Origin of the sequence: Flavobacterium aciduliphilum, from assembly GCF_003268855.1 — a bacterium.
Lineage (GTDB): Bacteria > Bacteroidota > Bacteroidia > Flavobacteriales > Flavobacteriaceae > Flavobacterium > Flavobacterium aciduliphilum.
The window spans coordinates 121,226-146,293 of sequence record NZ_QLSZ01000008.1 but is presented as its reverse complement, the minus strand read 5'-3'; the positions used below and the strand labels follow the sequence as shown (position 1 = coordinate 146,293).

Annotated in this window: 24 protein-coding genes; 7 read left to right on the top strand and 17 right to left on the bottom strand. The window is 36.2% G+C overall.

Features of this window, described 5'->3' with window-relative positions; all coding sequences use genetic code 11:
* Window positions 1–67: 67 nt before the first annotated feature.
* Together mfd and CLV55_RS09685 are read right to left on the bottom strand one after the other, a co-directional pair.
* Complete coding sequence (mfd, locus tag CLV55_RS09690; RefSeq protein WP_394338243.1) at window positions 68–3,337, bottom strand: transcription-repair coupling factor; 3,270 nt, start codon at window positions 3,335–3,337, stop codon at window positions 68–70.
* A gap of 99 nt (window positions 3,338–3,436) precedes the next feature.
* A complete protein-coding gene (locus tag CLV55_RS09685) occupies window positions 3,437–4,015 on the bottom strand; it encodes a hypothetical protein (protein WP_112113589.1) in 579 nt (192 codons plus the stop codon).
* Between the two features lie 158 nt (window positions 4,016–4,173).
* Between CLV55_RS09685 and CLV55_RS09680 the strand changes: the two genes are divergently transcribed.
* On the top strand, window positions 4,174–5,115 hold the full coding sequence (locus CLV55_RS09680) for an NAD-dependent epimerase/dehydratase family protein (RefSeq protein ID WP_112113588.1): 942 nt from the start codon (window positions 4,174–4,176) through the stop codon (window positions 5,113–5,115).
* Between the two features lie 17 nt (window positions 5,116–5,132).
* On the opposite strand, the gene CLV55_RS09675 is transcribed toward CLV55_RS09680, so the two are convergent.
* From CLV55_RS09675 to CLV55_RS09650, 6 genes are all read right to left on the bottom strand, one after another.
* Window positions 5,133–5,624: a nuclear transport factor 2 family protein gene (locus tag CLV55_RS09675; protein WP_112113600.1), complete on the bottom strand. Its 492-nt coding sequence runs from the start codon at window positions 5,622–5,624 to the stop codon at window positions 5,133–5,135.
* 56 nt (window positions 5,625–5,680) lie between these two features.
* Entirely contained in the window at window positions 5,681–6,613 is a 933-nt protein-coding gene (locus CLV55_RS09670) for a carbohydrate kinase family protein (protein ID WP_112113587.1), read from the bottom strand.
* 1 nt (window position 6,614) lies between these two features.
* Window positions 6,615–7,790 carry a glycoside hydrolase 100 family protein gene (locus CLV55_RS09665; RefSeq protein ID WP_112113586.1) on the bottom strand — a complete coding sequence of 392 codons (1,176 nt, stop codon included), beginning with the start codon at window positions 7,788–7,790 and terminating at the stop codon, window positions 6,615–6,617.
* On the bottom strand, window positions 7,783–9,090 hold the full coding sequence (locus CLV55_RS09660; protein ID WP_112113585.1) for an MFS transporter: 1,308 nt from the start codon (window positions 9,088–9,090) through the stop codon (window positions 7,783–7,785). Before CLV55_RS09660 ends, CLV55_RS09665 begins: the two co-directional genes overlap by 8 nt.
* Before the next feature lie 3 nt (window positions 9,091–9,093).
* Entirely contained in the window at window positions 9,094–9,447 is a 354-nt protein-coding gene (locus CLV55_RS09655; RefSeq protein ID WP_112113584.1) for a glutaredoxin family protein, read from the bottom strand.
* A gap of 109 nt (window positions 9,448–9,556) precedes the next feature.
* Window positions 9,557–12,181: a TonB-dependent receptor domain-containing protein gene (locus CLV55_RS09650; RefSeq protein WP_112113583.1), complete on the bottom strand. Its 2,625-nt coding sequence runs from the start codon at window positions 12,179–12,181 to the stop codon at window positions 9,557–9,559.
* Window positions 12,182–12,340: 159 nt separating this feature from the next.
* Between CLV55_RS09650 and CLV55_RS09645 the strand changes: the two genes are divergently transcribed.
* Window positions 12,341–13,360: a LacI family DNA-binding transcriptional regulator gene (locus CLV55_RS09645; RefSeq protein ID WP_112113582.1), complete on the top strand. Its 1,020-nt coding sequence runs from the start codon at window positions 12,341–12,343 to the stop codon at window positions 13,358–13,360.
* Here CLV55_RS09645 and CLV55_RS09640 read toward each other — a convergent pair.
* The 8 genes from CLV55_RS09640 to CLV55_RS09605 form a co-directional block, all read right to left on the bottom strand.
* A complete protein-coding gene (locus CLV55_RS09640; RefSeq protein ID WP_112113581.1) occupies window positions 13,355–14,686 on the bottom strand; it encodes an ammonium transporter in 1,332 nt (443 codons plus the stop codon). The genes CLV55_RS09645 and CLV55_RS09640 overlap by 6 nt on opposite strands.
* 265 nt (window positions 14,687–14,951) lie before the next feature.
* Window positions 14,952–15,962, bottom strand: coding sequence for a serine hydrolase (locus CLV55_RS09635; RefSeq protein ID WP_112113580.1), 1,011 nt, complete (start codon window positions 15,960–15,962; stop codon window positions 14,952–14,954).
* Between the two features lie 241 nt (window positions 15,963–16,203).
* On the bottom strand, window positions 16,204–16,956 hold the full coding sequence (locus CLV55_RS09630) for a Bax inhibitor-1/YccA family protein (protein ID WP_112113579.1): 753 nt from the start codon (window positions 16,954–16,956) through the stop codon (window positions 16,204–16,206).
* 80 nt (window positions 16,957–17,036) lie between these two features.
* Window positions 17,037–18,467: a pyruvate kinase gene (pyk, locus tag CLV55_RS09625; RefSeq protein WP_112113578.1), complete on the bottom strand. Its 1,431-nt coding sequence runs from the start codon at window positions 18,465–18,467 to the stop codon at window positions 17,037–17,039.
* A 3-nt stretch (window positions 18,468–18,470) separates the two neighbouring features.
* The gene (locus tag CLV55_RS09620) at window positions 18,471–18,959 is read right to left on the bottom strand and encodes an IPExxxVDY family protein (RefSeq protein WP_112113577.1); all 489 of its coding nucleotides are present in this window, start codon (window positions 18,957–18,959) and stop codon (window positions 18,471–18,473) included.
* Between the two features lie 113 nt (window positions 18,960–19,072).
* On the bottom strand, window positions 19,073–19,816 hold the full coding sequence (gene rnc, locus CLV55_RS09615; protein ID WP_112113576.1) for a ribonuclease III: 744 nt from the start codon (window positions 19,814–19,816) through the stop codon (window positions 19,073–19,075).
* 8 nt (window positions 19,817–19,824) lie between these two features.
* Complete coding sequence (gene fabF / locus CLV55_RS09610; protein ID WP_112113575.1) at window positions 19,825–21,078, bottom strand: beta-ketoacyl-ACP synthase II; 1,254 nt, start codon at window positions 21,076–21,078, stop codon at window positions 19,825–19,827.
* 170 nt (window positions 21,079–21,248) lie between these two features.
* Window positions 21,249–21,485 carry an acyl carrier protein gene (locus CLV55_RS09605; protein WP_007137004.1) on the bottom strand — a complete coding sequence of 79 codons (237 nt, stop codon included), beginning with the start codon at window positions 21,483–21,485 and terminating at the stop codon, window positions 21,249–21,251.
* 166 nt (window positions 21,486–21,651) lie between these two features.
* Between CLV55_RS09605 and purN the strand changes: the two genes are divergently transcribed.
* The 5 genes from purN to CLV55_RS09580 all read left to right on the top strand — a co-directional run bounded on the left by purN (window position 21,652) and on the right by CLV55_RS09580 (window position 24,576).
* A complete protein-coding gene (purN, locus tag CLV55_RS09600) occupies window positions 21,652–22,221 on the top strand; it encodes a phosphoribosylglycinamide formyltransferase (protein ID WP_112113599.1) in 570 nt (189 codons plus the stop codon).
* 9 nt (window positions 22,222–22,230) lie between these two features.
* Window positions 22,231–22,710 carry a ribonuclease HI gene (gene rnhA, locus CLV55_RS09595; RefSeq protein ID WP_112113574.1) on the top strand — a complete coding sequence of 160 codons (480 nt, stop codon included), beginning with the start codon at window positions 22,231–22,233 and terminating at the stop codon, window positions 22,708–22,710.
* A 47-nt stretch (window positions 22,711–22,757) separates the two neighbouring features.
* Window positions 22,758–22,976 (top strand): DUF2281 domain-containing protein, encoded by a 219-nt coding sequence (locus CLV55_RS09590; protein WP_112113573.1) that lies wholly within the window; start codon window positions 22,758–22,760, stop codon window positions 22,974–22,976.
* Window positions 22,977–22,982: 6 nt separating this feature from the next.
* Window positions 22,983–23,300 (top strand): hypothetical protein, encoded by a 318-nt coding sequence (locus CLV55_RS09585; RefSeq protein WP_146739558.1) that lies wholly within the window; start codon window positions 22,983–22,985, stop codon window positions 23,298–23,300.
* 118 nt (window positions 23,301–23,418) lie between these two features.
* The gene (locus CLV55_RS09580; RefSeq protein ID WP_112113571.1) at window positions 23,419–24,576 is read left to right on the top strand and encodes an ATP-binding protein; all 1,158 of its coding nucleotides are present in this window, start codon (window positions 23,419–23,421) and stop codon (window positions 24,574–24,576) included.
* 139 nt (window positions 24,577–24,715) lie between these two features.
* On the opposite strand, the gene CLV55_RS09575 is transcribed toward CLV55_RS09580, so the two are convergent.
* Window positions 24,716–25,039 (bottom strand): hypothetical protein, encoded by a 324-nt coding sequence (locus CLV55_RS09575; RefSeq protein WP_112113598.1) that lies wholly within the window; start codon window positions 25,037–25,039, stop codon window positions 24,716–24,718.
* Window positions 25,040–25,068: the final 29 nt, after the last annotated feature.

The following is a 25,068-nucleotide window of genomic DNA, read 5'->3' as shown; positions in this document are numbered from 1 at the left end:
TTTGCGCCCTTTTTTATTATTATTTATCATAAGTAAATAAAGATAGAAAATATTTTTAAGTGGTTTATTATATATTATTTATAAGTTTTAGGGCTTTATTGATGCTCTTGACGTTTTCAAAAGTGAGTAACAAACGGAGGCCGTTTTTGGTTTCCTTTTCTTTGAGTTTGCAGAGGGTGCTGTTGAGTTGTACAAACTGCACCATTTTCATAAAGCGGTTTGATTGGTAGAAATCGCTTTGCTGGTCGCCCACAAAGTAGCCTACCATTTTGCCTTGTTTCATGACGAGTTTTTCGATGCCTATGCTGGTGGCTTTCCACTTGATGCGGATGCTGTTTAAGAGTGCGACAGCTTCTTTTGGTAGTGGTCCAAATCGGTCGATGAGTTTTTGTTCATAGTGTTGTAGGGCTTCTTCGGTTTTAATTACACTCAACTCGTTGTACAACGTTAGGCGTTCTGTAATGTTGTTGATGTACTCGTCGGGGAACAACAGTTCGAAATCGGTGTCGATTTGTAACTCTTTGACGTATTCTTTGGTTTCAATATCGTTGTCTTCGGGGTAGAGTTCTTTAAATTCGTTTTCTTTGAGCTCTTCTATGGCTTCGTTCATGATTTTTTGGTAGGTTTCAAAACCAATCTCGTTGATGAATCCGCTTTGCTCACCGCCTAATAAATCGCCTGCACCACGAATTTCTAAGTCTTTCATGGCGATGTTAAAGCCGCTTCCTAATTCGCTAAATTGTTCTAAGGCCTGTATGCGTTTTCGGGCATCGTCGGTCATGGCAGAATAGGGCGGTGTGATGAAATAACAAAAGGCTTTTTTGTTGCTTCGACCTACACGACCACGCATTTGGTGTAAATCGGATAAGCCAAAATTATTGGCATTATTGATGAAAATGGTATTGGCATTGGGGACATCCAATCCGCTTTCGATGATTGTTGTTGCGACCAATACGTCGAATTCGCCATTCATAAAGGCCAACATGAGTTCTTCTAGTTTTTTCCCATCCATTTGTCCGTGACCTACTCCCACGCGGGCATTGGGCACCAGGCGTTGAATCATCCCAGCGACTTCTTTGATGTTTTCAATGCGGTTGTTGATGAAGAATACTTGTCCGTTGCGTTGAATTTCATAGGAAACGGCATCGCGAATAAGCTCCTCGTGAAACCGCACCACTTGGGTTTCTATGGGGTAACGGTTGGGGGGTGGTGTGGTTATGACCGATAAATCGCGCGCTGCCATCAATGAAAACTGCAAGGTTCTTGGAATGGGTGTTGCGGTTAAGGTTAGCGTATCGACATTAGCGGAAATGGTTTTGAGTTTGTCTTTGACGTTTACACCAAATTTTTGTTCTTCGTCGATAATCAGCAAGCCCAGGTCTTTAAATTTCACGTCTTTGTTGACCAATTGGTGTGTTCCAATGATGATGTCTACTTTCCCTTCGGCAAGATTTTTTAGTGTTTCCGATTTTTGTTTGGCGGTTCGAAAGCGGTTGAGGTAATTTATAGTAACCGGCATGTCTTTCAATCGTTCGGAAAAGGTGCGGTAATGTTGGTATGCCAATATAGTAGTGGGTACCAAAACGGCGACTTGCTTGCCATTATCTACGGCCTTGAAGGCGGCACGAATGGCTACCTCTGTTTTACCAAAACCTACGTCGCCACATACCAATCGGTCCATAGGGCGGTCGGCTTCCATATCGGTTTTTACGTCTTGTGTGGCCGTAATTTGGTCGGGTGTATCTTCATAAATAAAGGAACTTTCGAGTTCTTTTTGTAAATAACTGTCGGGCGCACAAGCAAAGCCTTTTTCCAATCGGCGTTTGGCATACAACTGAATTAAGTTGAAGGCAATGTGCTTGACACGGGCTTTTGTTTTTTGTTTTAGGGCTTTCCAAGCGCCTGAACCCAATTTGTAAATTTTAGGAGGAGCCCCGTCTTTGCCATTATATTTTGAAATTTTGTGTAGCGAATGAATGCTTACATATACAATGTCGTTATCGGCATAGACCAATTTAATCGCTTCTTGAGTTTTGCCTTCGACTTGTATTTTCTGTAATCCTCCAAATTTTCCGATCCCGTGGTCGATGTGCGTGACATAGTTTCCTACGGTAAGCGCGGTGAGTTCTTTGAGCGTAATGGTTTGCTTTTTGGAATAGCCGTTTTTGATGTTAAACTTGTGGTAGCGTTCAAAGATTTGATGGTCGGTATAGCACGCTATTTGGTTTTCTTCGTCTGTAAATCCTTGGTATAAAGGAAATACTACTGTTTTATATTGTTTGCGAAGGCTTTCGTGTTGTTCTTCGTCGATTTCTTCAAAGATATCATGAAACCGATGGGCTTGATTTTCATTGGCACAACATAAAAAATTCTTGATGCCATGAAAGTGATTTTCGCCTAAATTGTTCAATAACAAATCGAATTGTTTGTTGAACGAAGGTTGGGGCTGGATATGAAATTCGAATGTTTTATCAATAGCCAACGTGGGGGTATTGCTGAGTTCGACAACCGAAAAAGTCAGGACTTTCTTTAGAAATTGTTTTTGGTCTACAAACAATTCATGCGGAGTCGCGTGTTTTATCGTTGTATTAAGTTTGTCGAAGGCTTCAGAAGCTTTTGTAAAAAGTTTGTCGAGTTGTTGCCCGAGGGCTTCGGTGTTTTGAATGAATACTACCGTTTTCGGGTCGATATAATCTAAAAAGCTTTCGCGATTTTCTTCAAAGAATTTGTTTTCGACGTTGGGGATAATGGCTATTTTTTTGAGTTTTTCGATAGACAATTGCGTTTCTACGTCAAAACTACGAATGGAGTCCACTTCGTTTCCAAAAAACTCAATTCGATACGGATGGTCGTTGGAGAAGGAGAAGACGTCTACAAGTCCTCCACGCACAGAGAATTCGCCGGGTTCAGTTACAAAATCAACTCGCTTAAAGTTGTATTCAAATAAAACTTCGTTGACAAAGTCAATGGCCAATTTATCGTTGATCGAAATTTTGAAGGTGTTTTTTTCTAATTCTTTTTTGGTGACTACTTTTTCAAAAATAGCGTCGGTATAGGAAACGATAAGTGCAGGTTTTTTGCGGGAATTGATGCGGTTGAGCACTTCGGCACGCAAGAGAATGTTTGCATTATCGGTTTCTTCTATTTGATAGGGACGACGGTAGGAACCTGGGTAAAACAAGACATCTTGGTCGTTGATGAGTTGTTCTAAATCGTTGAGGTAATAGGCTGCTTCTTCTTTATCGTTGCACAACAGTAAAAAAGGCATTTGAGTTTTTTCAAAAACGGCTTGTATTACAAAAGATAAGGCTGAACCCAGTAGTCCTTTGGCGTTTATTTTCGTATCGCGTTGTTCTAGGGCTTGTGCTAAAAGTTGGACTTTTGCCGCTTGTTGATAGACGGAAGTAATGGTGCTTTTGCTCAATTTTTTTAGATTTTATTGCAATTCGTCGGGGATGGCTCTGGTGGAGTCTTTCATTTTAATGATGTCAGATTCTCCTTCTTCCATAGGAATTTTCCCTCTGGTGATGATTTCTTCCATTTGCAGTTGAAAGAAGTCGATTTCAGTATTGATTTCGCCGACTAACTTTACCACTTTTGCATCGGGAATTTGGTTGATATGGATGTATAAATCGAGGGTTTTAATTTTGGTAATCAATACGGCAATTCGAGCTTTGATGGAAGGTTTGTTAAATTCGGCGGGAATGTTGTTGTTTAATTCTGTGGCTTTAAGAGACAAAGCTGCTGCTTTTTTTTGAAAAGCTCCAATACTGCTTTTGGGTTTTTGTTCAATTTCGGTAAGAAAAGCGCGCCATTCCATCCAATGGTTGACAACTTGTTGGGTGGAAGGTTCTAGTGGTGTGATGGAAAAATTCCAACCTCGGTTAATGTTGCTAAAAATCGTCTCTCTTTTTTGAGCTTCTTTTTGTTGTTCCAGCAGGAATTGTTTGTTGTCGTTTTGACAAGCAACGAGAATTACACAAAACAGAACGAGGGATGTTAATTTTACCTTCATCGGTAGGATTTTGATTTTGGTTACAAAAATACAAAAGTAGCCGATTTGTTTTAGGAATGTGTGAAAGGTTTTATAAAAGTTGCCTTTTTGTTTTTCGAAGGGAATCTTCTATAGCATTGGTACGAAAACGTTATCTTTGCCTTGCAAACAAACAAACTATGACTACCAAAATATTAATTATTGGGGCTTGTGGACAAATAGGCACCGAGCTTACCACCAAGCTTAGAAGCCTTTATGGTAATGAAAACGTCATTGCTTCTGATATTAGAAAGCTCAACAATGATATTGTGAACAACGGTATTTTTGAAGTGGTGAATGCTCTTGATTATAATCAGATTGAGCACTTAATAGAGCAGTATCAGATTACCGATGTCTATTTAATGGCTGCGTTATTGTCGGCTACTGCTGAAAAAAACCCTGCTTTTGCTTGGGATTTAAATATGAATTCGTTGTTTCACGTGTTGAATTTGGCGAAAGCTAAAAAAATCAAGAAAATCTTTTGGCCTTCGAGTATTGCTGTTTTTGGACCTACTACCCCTCGAGAAAACACGGCACAATATACCATCATGGAACCCACCACGGTTTATGGAATTAGCAAACAAACAGGGGAGCGTTGGTGTGACTATTACCATCAACAATATGGAGTAGATGTGCGGAGTATTCGTTATCCGGGTTTAATCAGTTGGACGACCGAACCAGGAGGAGGAACCACCGATTATGCTGTGGATATTTATCATAAAGCCCTTGAAAATGGCAGCTATGAGTGCTTTCTTTCGGAAGACACAAAACTCCCAATGATGTATATGGATGATGCCATTAGAGCGACTATAGAAATCATGCAGGCCGATGCTGATGCGGTAACCATTCGTTCGTCTTATAATTTGGCAGGGATTAGTTTTACACCCAAAGAAATTGCCGAAGAAATAAAAAAGCACCTTCCTGATTTTACGATTACGTACAAACCTGATTTTCGTCAAAAAATAGCTGACAGTTGGCCTGCATCAATTGATGATAGTGCTGCGAGAGCTGATTGGGGTTGGGCGCATCGCTTTGAAATGGATTCTATGACAGAGGTGATGTTGGAAAATCTTAAAAAATAGTCTTCAGTAACAGCTGTTTACTTTTTAAAAGTATCAATCAAAGCGTCTTCTATAGGCGCTTTAATTTTTACAACATCCTTCGTGTTGTCGTTGGGAATGGTCATGGAAAGGACATAGTGTTTTATTTTCCAAGCGTTGTTGCTTTTTATGAGGACACCACTACCTCTACAAATTTTCATTTGGGTGTCAAGCGATTCGTCAAACCAAGCCATTTTTCCATCGGGTGATACATAAATATGGCGTTCTAGCGCTTTGAAATTCCAAGCTTTTCCTTTGTCAAAATAAGGTTTGGCAAAAGCTTCAAATTGAGGTTTGGTCCAATTTTCTGTAGCATCGGTTCCAATAAAAATGGCATCTTCTGTTAGCTCTTCAAAATAGGCTTTATAGTTGGCATCGGCAGCCGCTTTGTGCCATTCATTTAATACTTTTTCGATGGCTGCTTTTTCGGTAGTATTTTGAGCCCAACTTAGGTTGCCACAGAGGAGTAAGAATAAAAACAGATTTTTCATGGAAAAAATTTTCATAAAAGTAGTCAATTGAATGTATTCCACAAAAAATCTATTTTTTATGAGGCTTGAATAATTTTAAGGATGTCAAGATTTTCGGGTAAAGTTCCTAAAGTTTGCAGTTTAATTGCTGCGAGATTTTGAGCTACTGTAATACATTCTTCCAAACTTTTTTGAGCGATTTTAGCATATAAAAATCCGGTCCAAAAAGCATCTCCAGCTCCAGTAGCATCTTTGACTTCTTGTATTTTTTTTGCTTCTTGAAACATAACCCCTTCTTCTTTATCTGAAACCGCAACGCCTTCTTTTCCTTTCGTTAGGCATACCGTTGAGGCGCCCAATTGATGGAAGTACTCAAAAATATAACTTTCCGTTTTGGTTTCTCCAAAGAGACGGAAGCAATCGTCTTCGCTCACTTTAACCAAAGGATCGTTGGCAAGAAATTCTTTGATTACTGCTTTTGCTTCGGTTCTATCGGGCCAGATGCGTTCTGAAAAATTAAGGTCAATGCTCAATTGTAAGCCCAGTTCTTTAGCTTTTCTCGCTCGGTTTAGAATGGTATTTCGTGCGGGATTTTTGCTCAATGCAAAGCATGTAGTATGAAAGATTTTCGCTTGATTGAGAATTTCATCAGGAAGTTGAGTTTCATAAATTTCGCCATCGGCTTGTCTGTAGGCAATAAAATCGGGGGTTTCGGTTGATTTAGAAACAAATATTACCGAAGTAGGAGCCAGGGCAGTTACATTTATTAGAGAAGTATTTACCTGTCTCGCTTTAAGTTTTCGTAAAATATAATCCCCCAAACCATCCTTTCCGCATGCGGCTACCAATACAGCATTCATGCCAAGGCGAGAGGCGTTTACCGCTACATTAGTGGGTGACCCCCCTAAAAAGCGATGGTAATCTTTGGTTTTATTTATAGACGTATTGATTTCGTGACCAATAAAATCGATCAAAACTTCTCCAATACAGATAATGTCAATAGGTTTCAACTTAAAAAAATAGTTTAAAATTAGTTTGTAAAGATTGGTGAACTAAAATGGTTGCAGCGGCACTCCATGCGCAATAAGCAACGCCATTAGGTTCTTGGGTTTTGGTATTGAAATTTTCATAAAAAGAAAACCCATTGATGGCATTGGCTTGATTGATTTTTTCTAATAGATGGGCGGTTTGTTCGGATTTCTCCTTGGCCAGCATTGCGAGCCCCCAAAAGCCATTTACCATAGGCCAACTTCCCCCATTGTGAAATTCGTAGGGATAATTTCTAAAATGATATTTACAATTGTTTTTTAGTAAATTCCAATCGTCGTCGTCTTGAAAAATGGGAGGCCAAAAAGCAGGCAAAAGTCCGAGTGTTGTGTTCTCTGCTATTGATTTTGAATAGTTTAAGATATCCTCATGTTGTTTAGAGGAACCTATGTTAAGCAACACAAGTAGGGCATTTGCAAAAGCATCAAATTGGGTTTTATATCCAGCGGGCGAGAAGGAACATGGAGCAAAAGATTGGAAAATCATGTCGTTGTAAGCTCTTTCGTGGTATTTTTCACCTGCTGTATTTGGAAAAAAGTTTGTTTCAATTTGGGTTGTTATTGATTTGATTTTTTCCGTGATTTTCTCACTTTTTGCAAAGTGGTTATAACTTTTTAAAGCCCAAATGCGTAACAATTGGTCGTATAAAACATAGCCATCGGTAATATACTCGTCTGCCCAATTTCCAGAAAGAGGTACGTAAATAAGGTGTTTGTTGTTGAACTCCCAAGATTCTAAAAGTGTAAGCCCTTTTTCAATATGGGAGGAATATTTTGCAACAAAATCGGCATCCTCTTTTTGCAGTCCATACTGACATATTCCAATGATGAACCAGGTTACTGCATCAACACGTCCAGCCAAGCCGCCGTAGCTCACTTCGTTGGCCGTATTTGATAGTGCCACGTTAGAAGGAATGGTTCCTAGTGCGTGTTGGTGTTGGGCTAGTGTGGTAAGGGTATTTTTAAACGTTTCTATCAAGAAGTTATCTCCAGACGCCATTGCAGCCAAGCCACAGATTACTCCGTCGCGTGCCCACACTCGTTGATAGTTTGTTGTATTTTCTGCACTGGCAAGAAATCCGTTTGGCGTTGCTACACGGTGCAGTAATTCTAACGCTTTTTGATATGCCGTATTAGTCACGTATTTCCTTTTTTGGATTCATAAATAGGGTAAAAATAGCACTTAATACTAATAAAACCCCAGCAAATGTAATGGCTGCTCTTGGGTCGTTATTTAGAAAATGCTTCATAATGTATCCGAAAGATAAGGTTTGAATAAACATTGGAATCACAATCATCATATTAATAATTCCCATGTAGACTCCGTATCGTTCTTTTGGAATGTTGTTTACAATCATCAGATAGGGGATTCCCATCATACTGGCCCAACCAATTCCAAACCCGGTAATGGCTGGAAAAAGCAAGTATTTATTTTGGATATGAGGAAAGCATAAGAATCCTAGGGCGGCTACAAAAAGACACGTAAAGTGTACATATTTTGCGGAGTATTTCTTTGCAAATCCAACTAAGGCAAAAGCTACTAAGAAGGTTACTACATTATACCAACCGTTGACTAATCCCGTCCAACTCACGGCTTCTCCGTAGCGTGTCATGTCTTTTTCTGGAGTGGTATTCCATACAGAAAGTGCGATACTTTTGGAGGAATTTTGCCAATAACAAAAGAGCGCATACCACTGAAATAAATAGACTAAGGCCAATTGCCACATTACTTTAGGCATGTTTTTTAGCGCTTTGAAAATATCTACAAAAGGCGTGCGTAATTGGATGGATTCGGATTCCATTTTTGTTAATTCTTCTGGTGTTGGCGGAATTTCTTTTGTGGTATAGCTGCTCCACCAAACCGAAGCGATGGAACAAATAGCACCCAAGAAGAACGAGGCATAAACCCATGTAGGTAATTTGCCTGTGGTTCCTATAAAAAGTAAAGGAAAAATAAAAAGCGATACATTGGCTAAGGTTTGTCCGAACCCTGTAAAAAAGCTTTGCGCTTGAAATCCTAAAGGTTGTTGAGATTCATCTAATTTGTCGGCGATGAAGGCGCGATAGGGTTCCATAGCGGTATTGTTTCCTGCGTCTAAAATCCACAATAGTCCCGCAGCCATCCATAACGAACTGCTGAAAGGAAATAGAAACAACGCCAAACTGCAAAGGAGTGCTCCTATAAAAAAATAGGGTTTTCTTCGTCCTCCAAATTTTGGCATCCAAGTTTTATCGCTCAACGCCCCAATGATGGGTTGAATGAGTAACCCTGTCAATGGTCCAGCTAGATTTAATAAAGGCAATTGGTCTGGACTGGCACCTAAGAAATCATAAATTGGATTGACGGCACTTTGTTGAAGTCCAAAACTGTATTGAATGCCCAAAAAACCGACATTCATATTGATGATTTGCCAAAAGCTTAAGTGAGGTTTTTTTAGCATTTTTTAGGGAATTAGTTTTTTTAAAAAAGCTTCAAAATCAGCCTCATTGTTTGTGAAAATTTCACCGTATTTATCTACAACAGGAATGCCAAGATTGTTTAGGCTAATCTTGTTTTTTTTCAATTTGTCTAACATTTCATTAAGCGCTTCTTTGTTGGTATCGATATCATAAAACACAAAAGGAATGTTGTGTTCTAAAAAAAGTTTTTTAGTAGCCACACAAAAATGACAATCGGGACTACCGTATATAATTATGGTTTTTTGCTTTTCGAGATTTGGAGGTGTTTCATGGTTTGTTTGTGTCTTTCCTATAAAGGGAAGCAAAACAAAAAAGACTATGTAAATGAAATTTTTCATGAGAATGAAAAAGTTAGCAAGATTTTGGTTGATTTCTATTTATTAAAAATAATTCCTGTATCACGAAAATACAGGAATTATTATTAACTAAACAAAATAAATTCTTTTTTTAGAATCTGTAAGATAAAGACATAGAGATCGATCTACCTGGTAAAGGTCTCGCTCTTACGTAATTTGTAGTATTTTCTGTAATACTACCTTCTTCAGTTTCTGTAATGGCTAATGTATTGAATAGGTTGTTTCCAGACACATTCAAGGATAATCCTTTTGTTAATGTGAAATCCACAAATCCATTGGTAATCATGAATCCTTTCATAACCAATTTGTTTTCGTCTTGTGTGTAAGCTTTTGATTGTCCGATGAAGCTTAATCCAAACGCATGTTTTCCTTTTCCAAATTTGTATGAAGGAACAAAGTTGTACATTACTTTTGGTTGTCTTCTAGGTTGGTTTCCTTGGTATGTTCCCGAAGAGATTTCAGCTTTTGTATAGGTTAATCCCCCTCTAAGAGAAAAGTCACTTACATTGTAAGCTGATTCTAATTCTAAACCATACGATTTATAGTTGTTTTTTACTAAAGCTGTAGGATTGGTAGCTTCAAATCCTGTTTGTTCATCTGTTTGAGCTGTAAATGCTGTAGCATACAAATATCCTTTAGTGAATTTTTGTTTGAAACCTACCTCTGTTTGTGTCAAGAAATCTAATGAGTTCACATATTTTCCGTCCATGTAGTTTAAACCAGAGAATAAAATTCTATCTGCTTTTGCAGAAGCTCCTCTACTGGTTCTAGCAAAAATTGCTTGTGAAGCCGATAAAGAATAGTTGGCTCCAAAAGAGTATGATGTATAGTGGTAATCATAGTGTACCGCTGTTCTAGCAGCATTGTTTATGACAGAAACACTTTGTTCTGGGGCAGAAAGTGTACCTCCACTATGGTTTACGTCAAATTGAATTTGCGAACTTCCAGCAAAAGACCCTGTAACTTTACCCATATCATAACGTACGCCACCATCAACTACTAATTTGTCAGTGATGTCTACAGATACGCTAGCATAAGGAGCCGATACATTGTATTGTGTGTCGTAGTTTCTTGTACAACAGTTCCCCCATGCAGGTACTCCATACGCATACAATCCGTTGTCAGAAAGTAATCCCCCAGCTCCATTGGTTACATTCAATAATCTAGCATTGTTGTCTGATACTTCTTGTAAGTATGAATTCCAAGTCCAAGACATAGAGATGTTTTGGAATGATTTGAAATATCCAGCTGTAAGCGCTACATTATTGAATTTTTTAGTTACTTTTAAATCATTCATGAAGTTACTCAAATTGTTTAATTGCGTATCAAACATGTGAATTCTTGACACTAATCCATTAGGATTGCTGAATGGCGCTCCGTTATCGGCATAGGTTAAAGTAGAGCCAGCACCAAAAGAGTTAGCGATAGCTGCTGCTGTTCCAACTTCTGCTGGAAACGGTGCTATAAATCCGCCACTATTAGAAGCGAATCTTCCGTTTTCAGAGATTTTCCAGTTGTTGTCTAAGTTAAAGTTGGCACTTGCACCAATAGCTTTAGTGATAGGGTGCATACCGTCGGCCACAGGGGTTCTTCTCAATTCGCCATCGGCACCAAATCCGATGTTGTGGTCTAAATAAGGCGTTTGTAATGCACCGTGAGTTGCGTCAAATCCGCTGATGCTTCCCCAAGTTGGGTTGGCATTAGTTCCTGAAACTTGTAATGGCATTGGCATGTAGGCAGCCGCACGGTCGTTTAGGAATTTTGCATATACTGTAACAGAACCATTTTCAAATTCTTTTGTGATGTTGAATTTGAATTGACCTCCATTATTGGCTGTAAATCCTGCTTTTCTTACGCCTTCTCCCACGCGGTAGAATCCACCAGTGTGAAAGTATAATCCATCACCAATTTTGGTTCCATAATCAAAGTCAGTTCTGAAATTATTGTAATCCATACCAAAACCAGTAGTTACTCTTCCTCCTTCAGTTTTACCTGTTTTACTGATAAAGTTGATGATCCCTCCAGGAGAGTTGGTTGCTAATATTGAGGCAGAACCTCCACGAATGGCTTCAATTTTTGCAACATTTCCGTCAAATCTTGTAAAAATATCTGATGTTGCGAAAGCGATATCACCAAACAATAATACAGGAAGACCATCTTCTTGGATTTGTAAGTATTTAGATCCTCCAGAAGAAATAGGCACCCCACGAACGGCAATGTTTGCATTTCCTTCCCCACCAGAAGACTCAGAACGAATACCAGGAATGGTTCTGAAAATCTCGGCTGTAGAGCGAGGAGCAGATTGTTCAATTTGTTTTACATCCATTGTGGTAATAGACACACTAGATTTTAACTTCGCTTTTGGGCTAGTTACCCCAGTGATAACCACTTCTTCTAAATTTGCGGCATCCTCTTGCATTTGGATATCAACGGTAGTATCTCCATTGATTTGAGCCTCTTTTTTTGTGGTTTTGTAACCCACATAGGTAACGGTGATGGTTAGGGAGCCATTAGGAATTCCAGAAATAGAATATACTCCTTCATTGTTTGTTATTGTAGTTTTTTTACCTGCAATAACGTTGGCGCCAATTACAGCCTCACCTTTGCTGTTGGTCACCTTTCCGGTTAGTACACCGTTTTGAGCAAATGATTGATTGATGAGCATTAAAGCCATTAAAAACATCATTTTCTTCAAAAAATTAGTAATTTTTTTCATTTTTAGATTTTTAATTAGTTAATAAATCTGTTTGATTTTGGTTGTCGAAATTAAAATTTTAGTCCCTTTATTTTAGTATTTTTTCATCGAAAACGTTTTCGATTTTACCGAAAACGTTTTCGATTTGGCAGTTCATTTTTTTTATACCATATTTGTTACATGAAAGAAACGACGCTGAAGCAAATCGCTGAGACTTTGGGGATTTCGATCACAACCGTATCGAAAGCACTAAAGAATTATTCCGATGTGAGTCCGAAAACCAAGCAAGCGGTTTTAGACTTGGCTCATAGTTTGCAGTATACCCCCAATTCTTTTGCGGTAAATTTACGTACGAAAGAATCGAAAACCATTGGACTCATAATTCCAGAGGTAGTGCATCATTTTTTTTCGAGTGTGATTAATGGAATTATAGCAGAGGCAGAACAACATGGTTATTTAGTCATTATTCTTCAATCCAATGAGTCGTTAGAACTAGAAAAAAAACAAGTTGCTTTGTTGTTGAATAAACGCGTTGATGGTATTATTATTTCTTTATCGAACGAATCAAATCATGATGCACATCTAAAAGAGATTTTACAGCGTGAAATTCCTTTTGTACAATTTGATAAAATTTCTAAACTCATACCCAGCTCTAAAGTTCTTATTAACGATCAAAAAGCAGCTTTTGAAGCCGTGGAACATTTAATTTTAAAAGGGTGTAAAAAGATTGCTCATATAAGAGGGCCAGTAAATCCTCAAAATGCCATTGACCGTTTTATAGGGTATAAGAAAGCCTTAGAGCAATACAATATTCCTTTTGATTCTAGATTGGTCTACACTTGTAAAAATGTGACCTTTGAAGAGGGTAAAATGTTTGCTAAAGAAATGGTTTCACAACATCCCGATGTAGATGGGGTATTTGTAATTACAGATTTGGTTGCAGTAGGTGTTTTGGCGTATTTCAATGAAGTTCAAATTCAAGTTCCACAACAAATCAAAGTAATTGGATTTAGCAATTGGTTTATGTCGCAAGTCATTACCCCAAAATTAAGCACTGTTGACCAACCCAGTTATGAAATGGGGGTTACTGCGTTTAATCTACTCTTACAAGAAATACAATCCAAAAAGGATTCCCAAAGCTTCGAGCCTCAGGTTATCGAATTGAATACCAAAATAATAGAAAGAGAATCTACTTTATAGTTTTTCACCATGTTGTGACATGTCCAAACCTATGGCTTCTGATTCTTCCGTCACTCGTAATGGAATTATGAAGTTGGTAATTTTAAACAACACAAAAGCCCCTCCAAAAGTAAATACGGCAACCAGCAATAGGGCCATCATGTGATGTGCAAAGACATTCCATCCCCCATGCAAAAGGCTTGCTTGTTCGCCTTGAGCAAAAAGAGCCGTTAAAATCATTCCTGTAATTCCTCCTACACCATGACACGCAAAGACATCTAAAGTGTCGTCAAATTGTTTTAATTTTTTCCAATGAACTAGATTGTTAGAGATTATAGCTCCTGTGAAACCGAAAAAGATGCTTTGCGGAATGGTGATATAACCTGCTGCAGGTGTGATTACGACTAAGCCTACGACGGCACCAATACAAGCCCCCAGCGCAGATACCTTTCTTCCTTTTAACCTGTCAAAAAACACCCAAGTCATCATCGCTGAAGCAGACGCAATGGTGGTTGTTGCAAAAGCCATTGCTGCCGTTGCATTGGCGGCTAAGGCAGAACCCGCGTTAAAACCAAACCAACCAAACCAAAGTAATCCTGTTCCAAGTAAAACAAAAGGAATGTTTGTGGGGATGTTTTCACTGTTTTTTCGCTTCCCTAGTACTATAACACCTGCTAGTGCGGCAAAGCCTGCGCTCATGTGCACAACAGTTCCGCCAGCAAAATCTTTTACACCGAAATAGCCACACAAAAGGCCGTGAGGATGCCATATCATGTGGCATAACGGTGTATATATTAGTAAGGTAAACAAGCAAATAAATAATAAAAAGGAGATAAAACGTATGCGTTCGGCAAGCGCCCCAGTAATGATTGCTGGGGTTATTACTGCAAATTTCATTTGAAACAAAGCGAATAAAATAAAAGGAATGGTAGGAGCCATAATTTTATGAGGAGCCATTTCAACTTGATCGAAAAAAGCAAATTGAAAAGGATTTCCAACAACACCATAAATTTGATGGTTTAAAGTCATTCCTATTGGGTTTCCGAAGGACATACTAAAACCGATTGTGACCCACAAGAGACTGACCACCCCAAGACAAATAAAACTTTTGAGCATGGTGGAAATTACATTTTTTCTACCCACCATTCCTCCGTAAAAAAAGGAAAGTCCGGGAGTCATTAGAAGCACTAGGCAAGACGCTGTTAATAACCAAGCAATGTCGGCATTATCAATGGAAGTGATTGAGTTAAAATCTGAATTTGGTTTTTGGTGATTCCAAAACAACCCTATTATCGAAATTAAAGAGATAATTATAAAGGAAAACACCCATCTTTTTTCTATTTTCATAACAACCCTATTTTTATTAGGGTAAAAATATAAAAAACCATAATTATTATTAATAAAACCCATTGAAAAATGGTTTCAATTTTAATTTTTATCATTTAAATAAAAAAAACCCCCTTAAAAAACAAAATTAAAAATATATCGTATCATAATTATCGATTTAATAAATTTTTAGGTGTAAGGTTTAAAATGTATCTGGTTTAAATAATAAAAAAACTGCCAAATTTTAAATTTAGCAGTTTATAATTATGGTTAGGGCTGTATATACTTATTGTTGTGCCGCTAAATTTCTGTAGGTAACGACTGTTATTTCACCAATAAGTTTAGACAACGTTTTATTATCTTTCCCTTTCGTCATTATAGTAATTAGAAATGGGTTGTTGTTTAAGTAGATTATTGCAGATTCATGCAACTGTTTTTCGGCGGGTGTTCCTGATTCTCCAAATTTATGGATCAGTTTTGTATCTTTAGGAATTCCATTTACAACCCCTTCGTTAAATTCGCATTTGCTTAATAATTCGGCAGCAAATTCAGATTTTTCAATAGATAAATAGGATGCGTTGTATAATGCTCTCATGAACAATGAGTACTGTCTAACAGTAAAATAATAATGTTTTGCTTTAATATTAGGAACTTCTAAATTTAAATCAGAGAACAAACGTTGTAATACTTCAGGTTTAAGATTATTGTTTAATAAAGCGGTAGCATTATTATCTGAGTATTGAATCATATACCTTAATAATTCCCGAATTTTGTATTTATGACCTAATTGAATAGATTTTGATTTATAGGCTACATTTTTATCAATAGCAAAAGGCGTATTAAAATCTAGTTCGTTATCAAGAGTTCCTGGTTTTAGTTCATCCATTTTAAGGTAGGCTATTAAAATAGGAACTTTAAATAATGAACCTGGTTCATATTGTATATCCTCATTGATACTTGTCCATGAGCTTTTGTTATAATCTCTAATGTATACTGATGCGTCAAGAACACCTTGCATGCTTTTATAGTTGTTAATAATATTTGTGACTTCTTGTTTTGTAGCTGCCAGATTATCACCTTCACATTCATCATCTACAAACATTAAGGGTTTTATAAAGTTAAACCCACCAAGTCTTTTTACGTTATAATTACAGGCATTGATAGTTGATTCGTCAGAGTAGTTATTGGTTTCACCTTTATTGATTTTATTGGTAATAATATACGTCAATACACAAGATATGATTAACAATATTCCAATATAAGAAACGGGTAATTTTTTAGACAATAGATTGTTCATTTTTCCTAATGATATTTAATGCAAATTTAATAATAGATTTATAATATTTTCACAAAGGCATTCAATATTTCTTATTTTGAAAAACTTTGTTGTCGATAGAAATTAGTAACGGGGATAAACTAAAAATAGTATAAGGATAAATGATTTAGGTATTATTATTAGGTGAATCCTTCATTTTTAGAGGTTAACAAAAAAAGCCGTCAATTTTTTGACGGCTCTTAATAAAAAAGATATGAAAATTTTATTTTCTACTTGATAATTTGGATAGTAATCTCAAAAATTCAACATAAAGCCAAACTAAAGTAATCATTAGTCCCATGGCTCCATACCATTCCATGTATTTTGGTGCGCGTTGTGCGGCTCCTCGTTCAATTTGATCGAAATCTAAAAACAAGTTTAAAGCAGCAATTACAATGACAAACAAGCTGATTCCTATACTGATTAATGAATTTCCGTAATGTACAGGTTGGTAGCTGATGAAGAATGTTAAAATCCAAGAGCATAAGTAATATATAGCAATAGCTGCTGTTACTGCAATTACTATAGAACGAAATTTATCGTTTACGGTAACTACTTTATATTTGTACAACATAAAACAAGCAAAAAAAGTAGCAAAAGTACCGCCTACCGCTTGCATTACAATGCCTGGATAACGCACTTCAAAAATAGCTGATAATCCGCCAATAAACAAGCCTTCAGCTACCGCATACGCAGGCGATAAATAGCTAGAAAGTTGAGGTTTAAACGTTGTAATTAATACAAAAACGAGTCCAGCAATAGCCCCTCCAATCATTAGGATTGTTGGGTTTTGACCATTAATAGCCATATTCCAAGTTGCAAAAGCACTTGCGACTAACAAAAACAACAAGAGTACACTTTTATTAATTGTTCCAGAAACAGTCATGGTATCTTGATAATCAATTACAACTGCTTCATGAGTTGTCGTTGCATTCTTAAATGAATCGGTTTTAAAAAATGGATTTTTTGAATTCATAGTTTTTAATTTATTTAATGAATCAAATGTAATTTTTTCTTTTGAAATAGAAAAGGGTTATACTATAAATATTCGTTAAATTATTCTATTTCTGAGATACGTAATGTGTTTACCATACCCTTGGCAACTACAGGCATAGCGGCTAAGTTGACTAACATATCCCCTTTTTTTACATACCCTTTTTCTTTAGCAATTTGATTGATGTCTTCAACGGTATCGTCAGTACTCACAAATTTATCGTAGTAAAATGCGTTTACACCCCATAATAGACTTAATTGTGTTAAAATGCGTTTGTTTGAGGTATATACTAAAACATGAGCTGATGGTCTCCAGGCTGAGATTTGAAAAGCGGTATAGCCACTATTTGTTAGTGTTGAAATGGCTTTAGCTTTGATATCGTTGGCCATTGTCGCTGCATGATAACAAATGGATTTCGTAATGAATCGTTTGGTTCTTACTTGAGGAGGAGTTAGAGGAACCTGAATTAATGGTGAATCTTCTACAGCTTCAATAATTTGAGTCATTTTTTCAATTACTTGTACCGGATAGTTTCCAACAGAGGTTTCTCCAGAAAGCATGACCGCATCGGCACCATCCATTACAGAGTTGGCCACATCATTTACTTCAGCACGTGTAGGGGTTAAGCTTGTAATCATGGTTTCCATCATTTGAGTAGCCACAATAACAGGGATTCGTGCTGTTTTAGCACGGTTTATTAATTTTTTCTGGATTAAAGGTACTTCATGAGCTGGAATTTCAACACCTAGATCCCCGCGTGCAACCATCAAACCATCGCAGAACGCTACGATTTTGTCAATATTTTCTACGGCTTCCGGTTTTTCAATTTTTGCTACAATTGGAATTTTATGGTCTGAATTTTTAGCGATAAGGTCTTGTAATTCTTCCAAATCGGCTGGGGTTCTCACAAAAGATAACGCGATCCAATCCACTTGATTTTCGATAGCAAAAAGCGCATCTTTAACGTCTTTTTTTGTTAATGCCGGTAACGAAACTTTAGTATTGGGTAGGTTCACTCCTTTTTTAGATTTCAAAGGACCTCCTTGAATCACTTTACATTTTACTTCTGTTTTTTTGTTGGTTTCAATGGCCTCAAAAATTAGTTTCCCATCATCAAGAAGGATTCGTTCTCCAGGGTTTACATCGCTTGGAAACTCTTTATAGTTCATGTATACGCGGTCTTTTGTTCCAGGAACATCCTCAGCGGTTTGAAAAATGATTTCGTCTCCAGGGTTGACCACTACATCCTCTTTCATCACGCCAACGCGTAGCTTTGGACCTTGTAAATCAGCAAGAATGCCGGTGGTATATCCAAATTCGTCATTTAATTCGCGAATACTATCAATACGTTCTTTAACATCGGTATAGTCGGCATGAGAAAAATTGATTCGAAATACGTTTACACCAGCGTCTATCATGTCTTTAATGACTGCTTTTGAACTACATGCAGGGCCTAAAGTAGCTACAATTTTGGTCTTTTTTCTTGTTGGCATTTTTTAAAAAATTAAATTATTTTTTGATTTTATTTTTTCTTTATTAATTGAATATACAAGAGTTACATTTTTTATAGCATTGATTTTTGCTACAATTTCGGGGATGTTTAATTCCTCTTCGACATTTGCAATTTTCAAAAAAAAGTCTACTTTTTTAAATTCTGGTATTAAATAGGCGTGAATAGAAAAAACAGCTCCAGAATTTGAAAATAAACCCATAGTATTTTCTGTTAAGGTCTCTTTTACATTGTTTTTATTTTGAATTAGATTCCAAGTGATATCCTTTTTAATATCCTTGAAAGTAAACCGTTCGAAAGCACAAGTTCCTTCTTTAACCTCTAAGAGAATATCAAGATGATTTTTTGACAATTTAATTTCAATATCACGATTAAGAAAATAGGCTAAGCGATACTCTTCCAATGAAGTATGGATGGCGATAATATGGTAGTCATCTTCTTCAAAATCTTCAATATGTAGTTTATGAACAGCCATTTAACACAAAAATTCGATGTAAATATAGTGTTTCTTATTACGTAAATTACGTTAGAAGATGTAGATTAACATTTATTTATAAACGAAAACGATATAGTTTTTTGGAATTCAAATTATTTGAGGTCTATTTTTTTCTGAAATGCAAAATAAGCTCTTTTTGAGGCAATTTCTTCTGCTTTCTTTTTTGAAGTAGCTCTTGATTTGGCTACAATTTTATTATCGATACTTAATTTTACCCCAAAAAAACGCTGTCCCTCATTTCCATTGTCATCGAAAACATCATAAGCAAAGGTTTTCTTTTCTTTTTGACACCATTCAATAACTAAGCTTTTGTAACTGATTATTTTACCTTCCAGTTTTGAGATATTGACATAAGGGAGAATCACTTTTTTTTGAATAAAATCCTCACAACCAACATATCCTTTATCGAGAAAAATGGCTCCAATTAAAGCTTCAAAAATATTCCCATGAATGTTGTCTCCATAAAGAGAGGGAGGTACTTTACTGTTTACAAGAGACACTAGATTTAATTCTTTTCCGAGTTCGTTAAGGTGTTCACGACTCACAATTTTGGATCTCATTTTTGTAAGATACCCTTCATCACCAAAAGGGGCTTCTTTATAAAGATGAGCGGCTATGACAGAGCTTAACATGGAGTCACCCAAGAATTCTAACCTTTCATAATTAAAAGGATTTCCAGCAGCATCGGTTCTATTGAAGGAACTGTGGGTAAAAGCTTTTTCGTAATATTCAATGTTTTGAGGTTTAAAACCGATAATTTTTTCGATTGCCATAAAAAAATTCCCGCCAGTATCTGGACGGGAATTTTTAGTAAATATTTTTTTAAGAATTCGCATGAAACCCCTTATTCTTCTAGTTTTTTAAATAACACACAAGCATTATGACCACCAAACCCAAAAGTATTGCTCATGGCTACTTTAATGTCTCTTTTTTGTGCTTTATTTAAAGTCAGATTCAAGGATGGGTCTATGTTTTCATCCACAACGGTATGATTGATTGTTGGTGGGACTATTCCGTTTTTCATTGCTAGAATAACAGCAATAGCTTCTATGGCTCCAGCAGCACCTAAAAGGTGTCCTGTCATGGATTTGGTAGAATTGATATTAATGTTTTTAGCATGATCTCCAAACACATGGCTTATAGCTTTTAGTTCAGCTACATCACCCAATGGCGTAGAGGTTCCGTGTGTGTTGATATGGTCTACTTTATTTGGATCCATTCCTGCATCACGAAGTGTGTTTTCCATTACAGCGATAACACCAATTCCTTCAGGATGAGGAGCGGTTAAATGATAGGCATCAGAAGACATTCCGCCACCACCTATTTCGCAATAAATTTTTGCGCCACGTGCTTTAGCATGTTCATATTCTTCTAAAACAATAGCTCCCGAACCTTCCCCTAAAACAAATCCGTCACGAGTAGCGTCAAATGGACGTGAAGCCGTTTCTGGACTTTCATTTCTCGTTGAAAGAGCATGCATAGAGTTGAATCCTCCCATTCCTGCGATTGTAACTGCCGCTTCAGAACCACCTGTAATAATCACATCACACATTCCTAGACGGATGTAGTTGAATGCATCAATCATTGCATTTGCAGAAGAAGCACACGCTGAAACGGTAGTATAATTAGGACCCATAAAGCCATTTCTCATAGAAATATGCGCTGGGGCAATATCAGCAATCATTTTTGGGATAAAAAAAGGGTTGAATTTTGGAGTTCCGTCGCCTTTAGCATAATACATTACTTCTTCTTGAAAAGTCTCTAATCCACCAATTCCTGCACCCCAAATAACACCTACGCGATTTTTTTTAACATTCTCGTCATTCAAGCCAGCATCTTTAATGGCTTCGTCACTTGAGGCAATAGCATAATGAGAGAATTTATCTAAACGACGGGCTTCTTTACGATCCATGTATGCCTCAATACTGAAGTTTTTCACTTCACAAGCAAATTTAGTTTTATGCTTTTCAGTATCATAATATGTTATTGGAGCGGCCCCACTTTTACCATTGACTAAACCCTCCCAATATTCTTGAATGGAATTACCTATAGGAGTTAAAGCTCCAAGGCCAGTTACAACAACGCGCTTTAATTGCATATTTTTTTATTTAAAATAGTTTTTAAACAAGTAATACCCTGTTTTCTTTAGTATTTAATGTAAAGAGACAAGGTATTTATATTGTGTGATTGAAATTCAATCAAAAATAATCTAATTAATGTAATAAGAATAAAAACCCGTACATCATGATATACGGGTTGTTTATTTTATTATTTTTTTGCTTCTTCGATATAAGAAATCGCTTGACCTACAGTAGCAATGTTTTCAGCTTGATCGTCTGGAATTTGAATATCAAATTCTTTTTCGAACTCCATAATAAGCTCAACAGTGTCTAATGAATCAGCTCCTAAATCGTTTGTGAAGCTTGCTTCTGTTACAACTTCATTCTCGTCAACACCTAATTTGTCTACGATAATCGCTTTAACTCTTGATGCAATGTCTGACATAATATTTAATTTTTAAATTTAAATTGTTGGCAAAAATAAAAAACTTTATTTTAAAACCACGTTTTAGTTCATAAATATGTCAACGAAATTAAAAAAAATATTTCAAAAAGATTCTTTTTATCTAATTTATTATTCTTTTTTTTGTAGCATAAAAGGAAATGGGAAGATGAAAAAAATAGCGCTTTTTGCCTCTGGATCGGGCTCCAACGTGGAGAATATCATCCATTATTTTAGAACCAAGAATGTTTCAGTGGCGTTTAAAATATATGGAAACAATCCTCATGCGTTTGTTTTTGAAAGAGCCAAAAAGTTAGCCGTTGACACCTATACATTTACTAAAAGTGAACTTCAAGCATCTTTTGTTTTGGATTCCTTACAAGCGTTTCAACCCGATTGGATTGTATTAGCTGGATTTTTGTTGAAATTTCCTGAGCACATAATACACGCCTATCCCAATAAAGTAATTAATATACATCCTGCACTCCTTCCAAAATATGGCGGAAAAGGAATGTATGGCATGCATGTGCATCAAGCGGTTTTAGATAATAAAGAAAAAGCAACCGGAATAACCATTCATTATGTAAACGAACATTATGACGAAGGTGGGATTATTTTTCAGCAATCCGTAAATATTGAAGATTGTAAAACTGCTGATGAAATAGCAGATAAAATACACGTTTTAGAGCACCACTATTTTCCTGAGATAATTGAACAACTTTTAACTCGTAACACGTAACCCGCAACAATGAGTCACGAAGTCCACATCTACACAGACGGCGCTGCTAAAGGAAACCCAGGAAACGGAGGGTATGGCGTGGTGATGGAATTGGTAGGAACTCCACACAAAAAAGAATTCTACGAAGGATTTCGATTAACCACCAACAATCGCATGGAACTTCTGGCAGTAATTGTGGGTTTAGAAAAACTTAAAAAGCCCAATAGGAACGTGTTGGTGATTTCCGACTCCAAATATGTTGTGGATGCTGTAGAAAAAAAGTGGGTTTTTGGTTGGGAAAAAATAGGTTTCAAGGGCAAAAAAAACCCTGATTTATGGAAACGATTTTTAAAAATTTACCGCCAACATCAGGTGGATTTTAAATGGATCAAAGGACATAACAATCATCCTCAAAACGAACGGTGTGATGAATTGGCTGTGATGGCATCGAGTTTGCCTAATTTATCGATAGACGCATTTTATGAAAGCGATAGCGATACGTTGTTTTGATATGATATTTTTTATACTTTTACTTTAATTATTTATTCTACTTAATTATGACAACAACAGCATTAAAACACGTAAATGATAAATTAAAAAATTTACCAGACAGCTTAATAGACGAAGTAGAAAGCTTTATAGATTTTTTGGCTTACAAACATTTACAAGAAACTAATTCAATTCCTCAATGGCACAAAGAGGAGGTTTCCAAGCGAATAAAACTAAATAAAAAGCCAGTTGATGCATTTGAAATGATTGATAATTTGGAGGAATAATCAGTGGTGATTTATACAATAATAGCAGATCCAAAAGTAAAAGAGGATTTAAAAGAAGCAAGAGATTTTTTAAATTCAAGAAGAAATGGATTTGGTAAAAAATTCTTATCAGAATACAAAGCTACCTTAAAACATATACAAAAATCACCAATTTTTCAAATTAGATATGATGATATTCATTGTTTACCAATGAAAACATTCAAATATATGATTCATTTTAAGGTGAATGAAATAAATAAAACCATCCACATTTATGCAGTACTTTCAACCTACTTAAATCCTGATAAAAATTGGATTAAAAGAGGAGATGTTTTAAGAAAATAAAGATAAAAGGCTGTTTTTAAAACCGTGCATTTTCAAAGTTGACTATAGTGTAATTTCAAAGTATATTATAGTGTAATTTCAAAATTAATAGTATATTTGCAGTTGTAAAACCTTTATTATGAGTGCAAATAGGAGAATTAAAACAGAAATGGATATTTATAAAAAAAAGTATCCTATTTTAGCTTTAACAGGACCCAGACAATCTGGTAAGACTACTTTTTTAAAAACACATTTTTCAGACTATGAATATGTGAATTTAGAAAATTTAGACGTAAGAACCTTTGCTATAGAAGATCCAAATGGGTTTTTAGCACAATACAACAACTATGTCATTTTTGATGAAGTACAACGGGTTCCGCAATTATTTTCCTATTTGCAAACTAAAGTTGACGAAGATAAAGTGATGGGGCAATATATTTTGTCGGGTTCACAGAATTTTCATTTAATGCACAACATTACTCAAAGCTTAGCGGGTAGAGTTGCTTTGTTTAAACTTTTACCCTTTGACGTTTCAGAAATGCAAGACGCCAATTGGTTAAGTGATGACTATACTATAAATCTTCAAAAAGGGTTTTATCCCGCCATTTATGATAGAACGATTCCTTCCAAAGTTTTTTACTCTAATTATATTCAAACCTATGTAGAGCGAGATTTATCGGAACTCATACATGTAAAAGATTTGAAACAATTTCGTAATTTTATTACACTTTGCGCTGCGAGAGTAGGACAATTAGTAAACCTTAATTCGTTGGCCAATGAATGTGGTATTTCACAACCTACCGCTAAATCATGGATTTCGGTTTTAGAAAGCAGTTATATTGTGTACCAATTGCAACCCTATTTTTCGAATTTTAATAAACGGGTTACCAAAAGTTCCAAATTGTATTTTTATGACACAGGATTGTTGTGTTTTTTATTAAAACTAAATGACGCCGATAGTGTGAAATTAAGCGCGTTGAAAGGAAGTTTATTTGAAAACTATGTCATTAACGAATACGTCAAAAAAAATTATCATAACAATTTACTTTTAGATGTATGGTTTTGGCGAGACACCGTTGGACACGAAGTAGATTTAATTTGGCAAAATTCTGAATTATTGAATCTCGTTGAAATCAAAGCCTCAGAAACTATAATGCCAGAAATGTTTAAAGGATTAACTTACTTTGAAAAATTAAAACCCCAATCCATTCAAAGTAAGAGCATCGTGCATACAGGATTATTTAATCAACAGCGCACTTTAGGAAAAGTAATGAGTTGGAAAAATATCGAATTCTAAATCAAAGAAATTTCAAGTCTTTCTTAAAGGTAATTTTATAAAAAAACACGACGAAACGTTGTTTTAAAAATCGTGCATTTTCAAAGTTGACTGTAGTGTAATTTCAAAGTAGGCCAATAAAAAATATAAAACAGTAAGCCTACTTCTGCTTCAACAACACGTTGTATTCCTCTAATAATTTTAAGTATTTGTCTTTCCAATACGCTGCCGCTTCCTCCTCTTTTTCATATATCGTAGGCGGCTCATGTAGTACTTTTTTTGGTGGATTAAATTCCTTAATATCCTCACTAAAATCATGGTGAATGATGTAGCCAATTTGCAAAACAAGATCTAGCGAAACACTGTTATTCTCAAACATCAAGTACATCCATCGTCTGCTTTTGCCTAAACGTTTGGCAATTTCAGTAATGGAGATGCCACTTTTATAGATAGCTGCTTTAATTATTTCACCTCGATGTTGCATAGTGCAAATATTTGCACTTTTATAAGAAA

Bases quoted from the DNA above. Each gene is read 5' to 3' on its own strand.
- CLV55_RS09685 (WP_112113589.1), bottom strand. From the start codon at position 4,015: ATGAAGGTAAAATTAACATCCCTCGTTCTGTTTTGTGTAATTCTCGTT.
- CLV55_RS09680 (WP_112113588.1), top strand. From the start codon at position 4,174: ATGACTACCAAAATATTAATTATTGGGGCTTGTGGACAAATAGGCACC.
- CLV55_RS09675 (WP_112113600.1), bottom strand. From the start codon at position 5,624: ATGAAAAATCTGTTTTTATTCTTACTCCTCTGTGGCAACCTAAGTTGG.
- CLV55_RS09660 (WP_112113585.1), bottom strand. From the start codon at position 9,090: ATGCTAAAAAAACCTCACTTAAGCTTTTGGCAAATCATCAATATGAAT.
- CLV55_RS09655 (WP_112113584.1), bottom strand. From the start codon at position 9,447: ATGAAAAATTTCATTTACATAGTCTTTTTTGTTTTGCTTCCCTTTATA.
- CLV55_RS09650 (WP_112113583.1), bottom strand. From the start codon at position 12,181: ATGAAAAAAATTACTAATTTTTTGAAGAAAATGATGTTTTTAATGGCT.
- CLV55_RS09645 (WP_112113582.1), top strand. From the start codon at position 12,341: ATGAAAGAAACGACGCTGAAGCAAATCGCTGAGACTTTGGGGATTTCG.
- CLV55_RS09640 (WP_112113581.1), bottom strand. From the start codon at position 14,686: ATGAAAATAGAAAAAAGATGGGTGTTTTCCTTTATAATTATCTCTTTA.
- CLV55_RS09635 (WP_112113580.1), bottom strand. From the start codon at position 15,962: ATGAACAATCTATTGTCTAAAAAATTACCCGTTTCTTATATTGGAATA.
- CLV55_RS09630 (WP_112113579.1), bottom strand. From the start codon at position 16,956: ATGAATTCAAAAAATCCATTTTTTAAAACCGATTCATTTAAGAATGCA.
- pyk (WP_112113578.1), bottom strand. From the start codon at position 18,467: ATGCCAACAAGAAAAAAGACCAAAATTGTAGCTACTTTAGGCCCTGCA.
- CLV55_RS09620 (WP_112113577.1), bottom strand. From the start codon at position 18,959: ATGGCTGTTCATAAACTACATATTGAAGATTTTGAAGAAGATGACTAC.
- rnc (WP_112113576.1), bottom strand. From the start codon at position 19,816: ATGCGAATTCTTAAAAAAATATTTACTAAAAATTCCCGTCCAGATACT.
- fabF (WP_112113575.1), bottom strand. From the start codon at position 21,078: ATGCAATTAAAGCGCGTTGTTGTAACTGGCCTTGGAGCTTTAACTCCT.
- CLV55_RS09605 (WP_007137004.1), bottom strand. From the start codon at position 21,485: ATGTCAGACATTGCATCAAGAGTTAAAGCGATTATCGTAGACAAATTA.
- purN (WP_112113599.1), top strand. From the start codon at position 21,652: ATGAAAAAAATAGCGCTTTTTGCCTCTGGATCGGGCTCCAACGTGGAG.
- rnhA (WP_112113574.1), top strand. From the start codon at position 22,231: ATGAGTCACGAAGTCCACATCTACACAGACGGCGCTGCTAAAGGAAAC.
- CLV55_RS09590 (WP_112113573.1), top strand. From the start codon at position 22,758: ATGACAACAACAGCATTAAAACACGTAAATGATAAATTAAAAAATTTA.
- CLV55_RS09580 (WP_112113571.1), top strand. From the start codon at position 23,419: ATGAGTGCAAATAGGAGAATTAAAACAGAAATGGATATTTATAAAAAA.
- CLV55_RS09575 (WP_112113598.1), bottom strand. From the start codon at position 25,039: ATGCAACATCGAGGTGAAATAATTAAAGCAGCTATCTATAAAAGTGGC.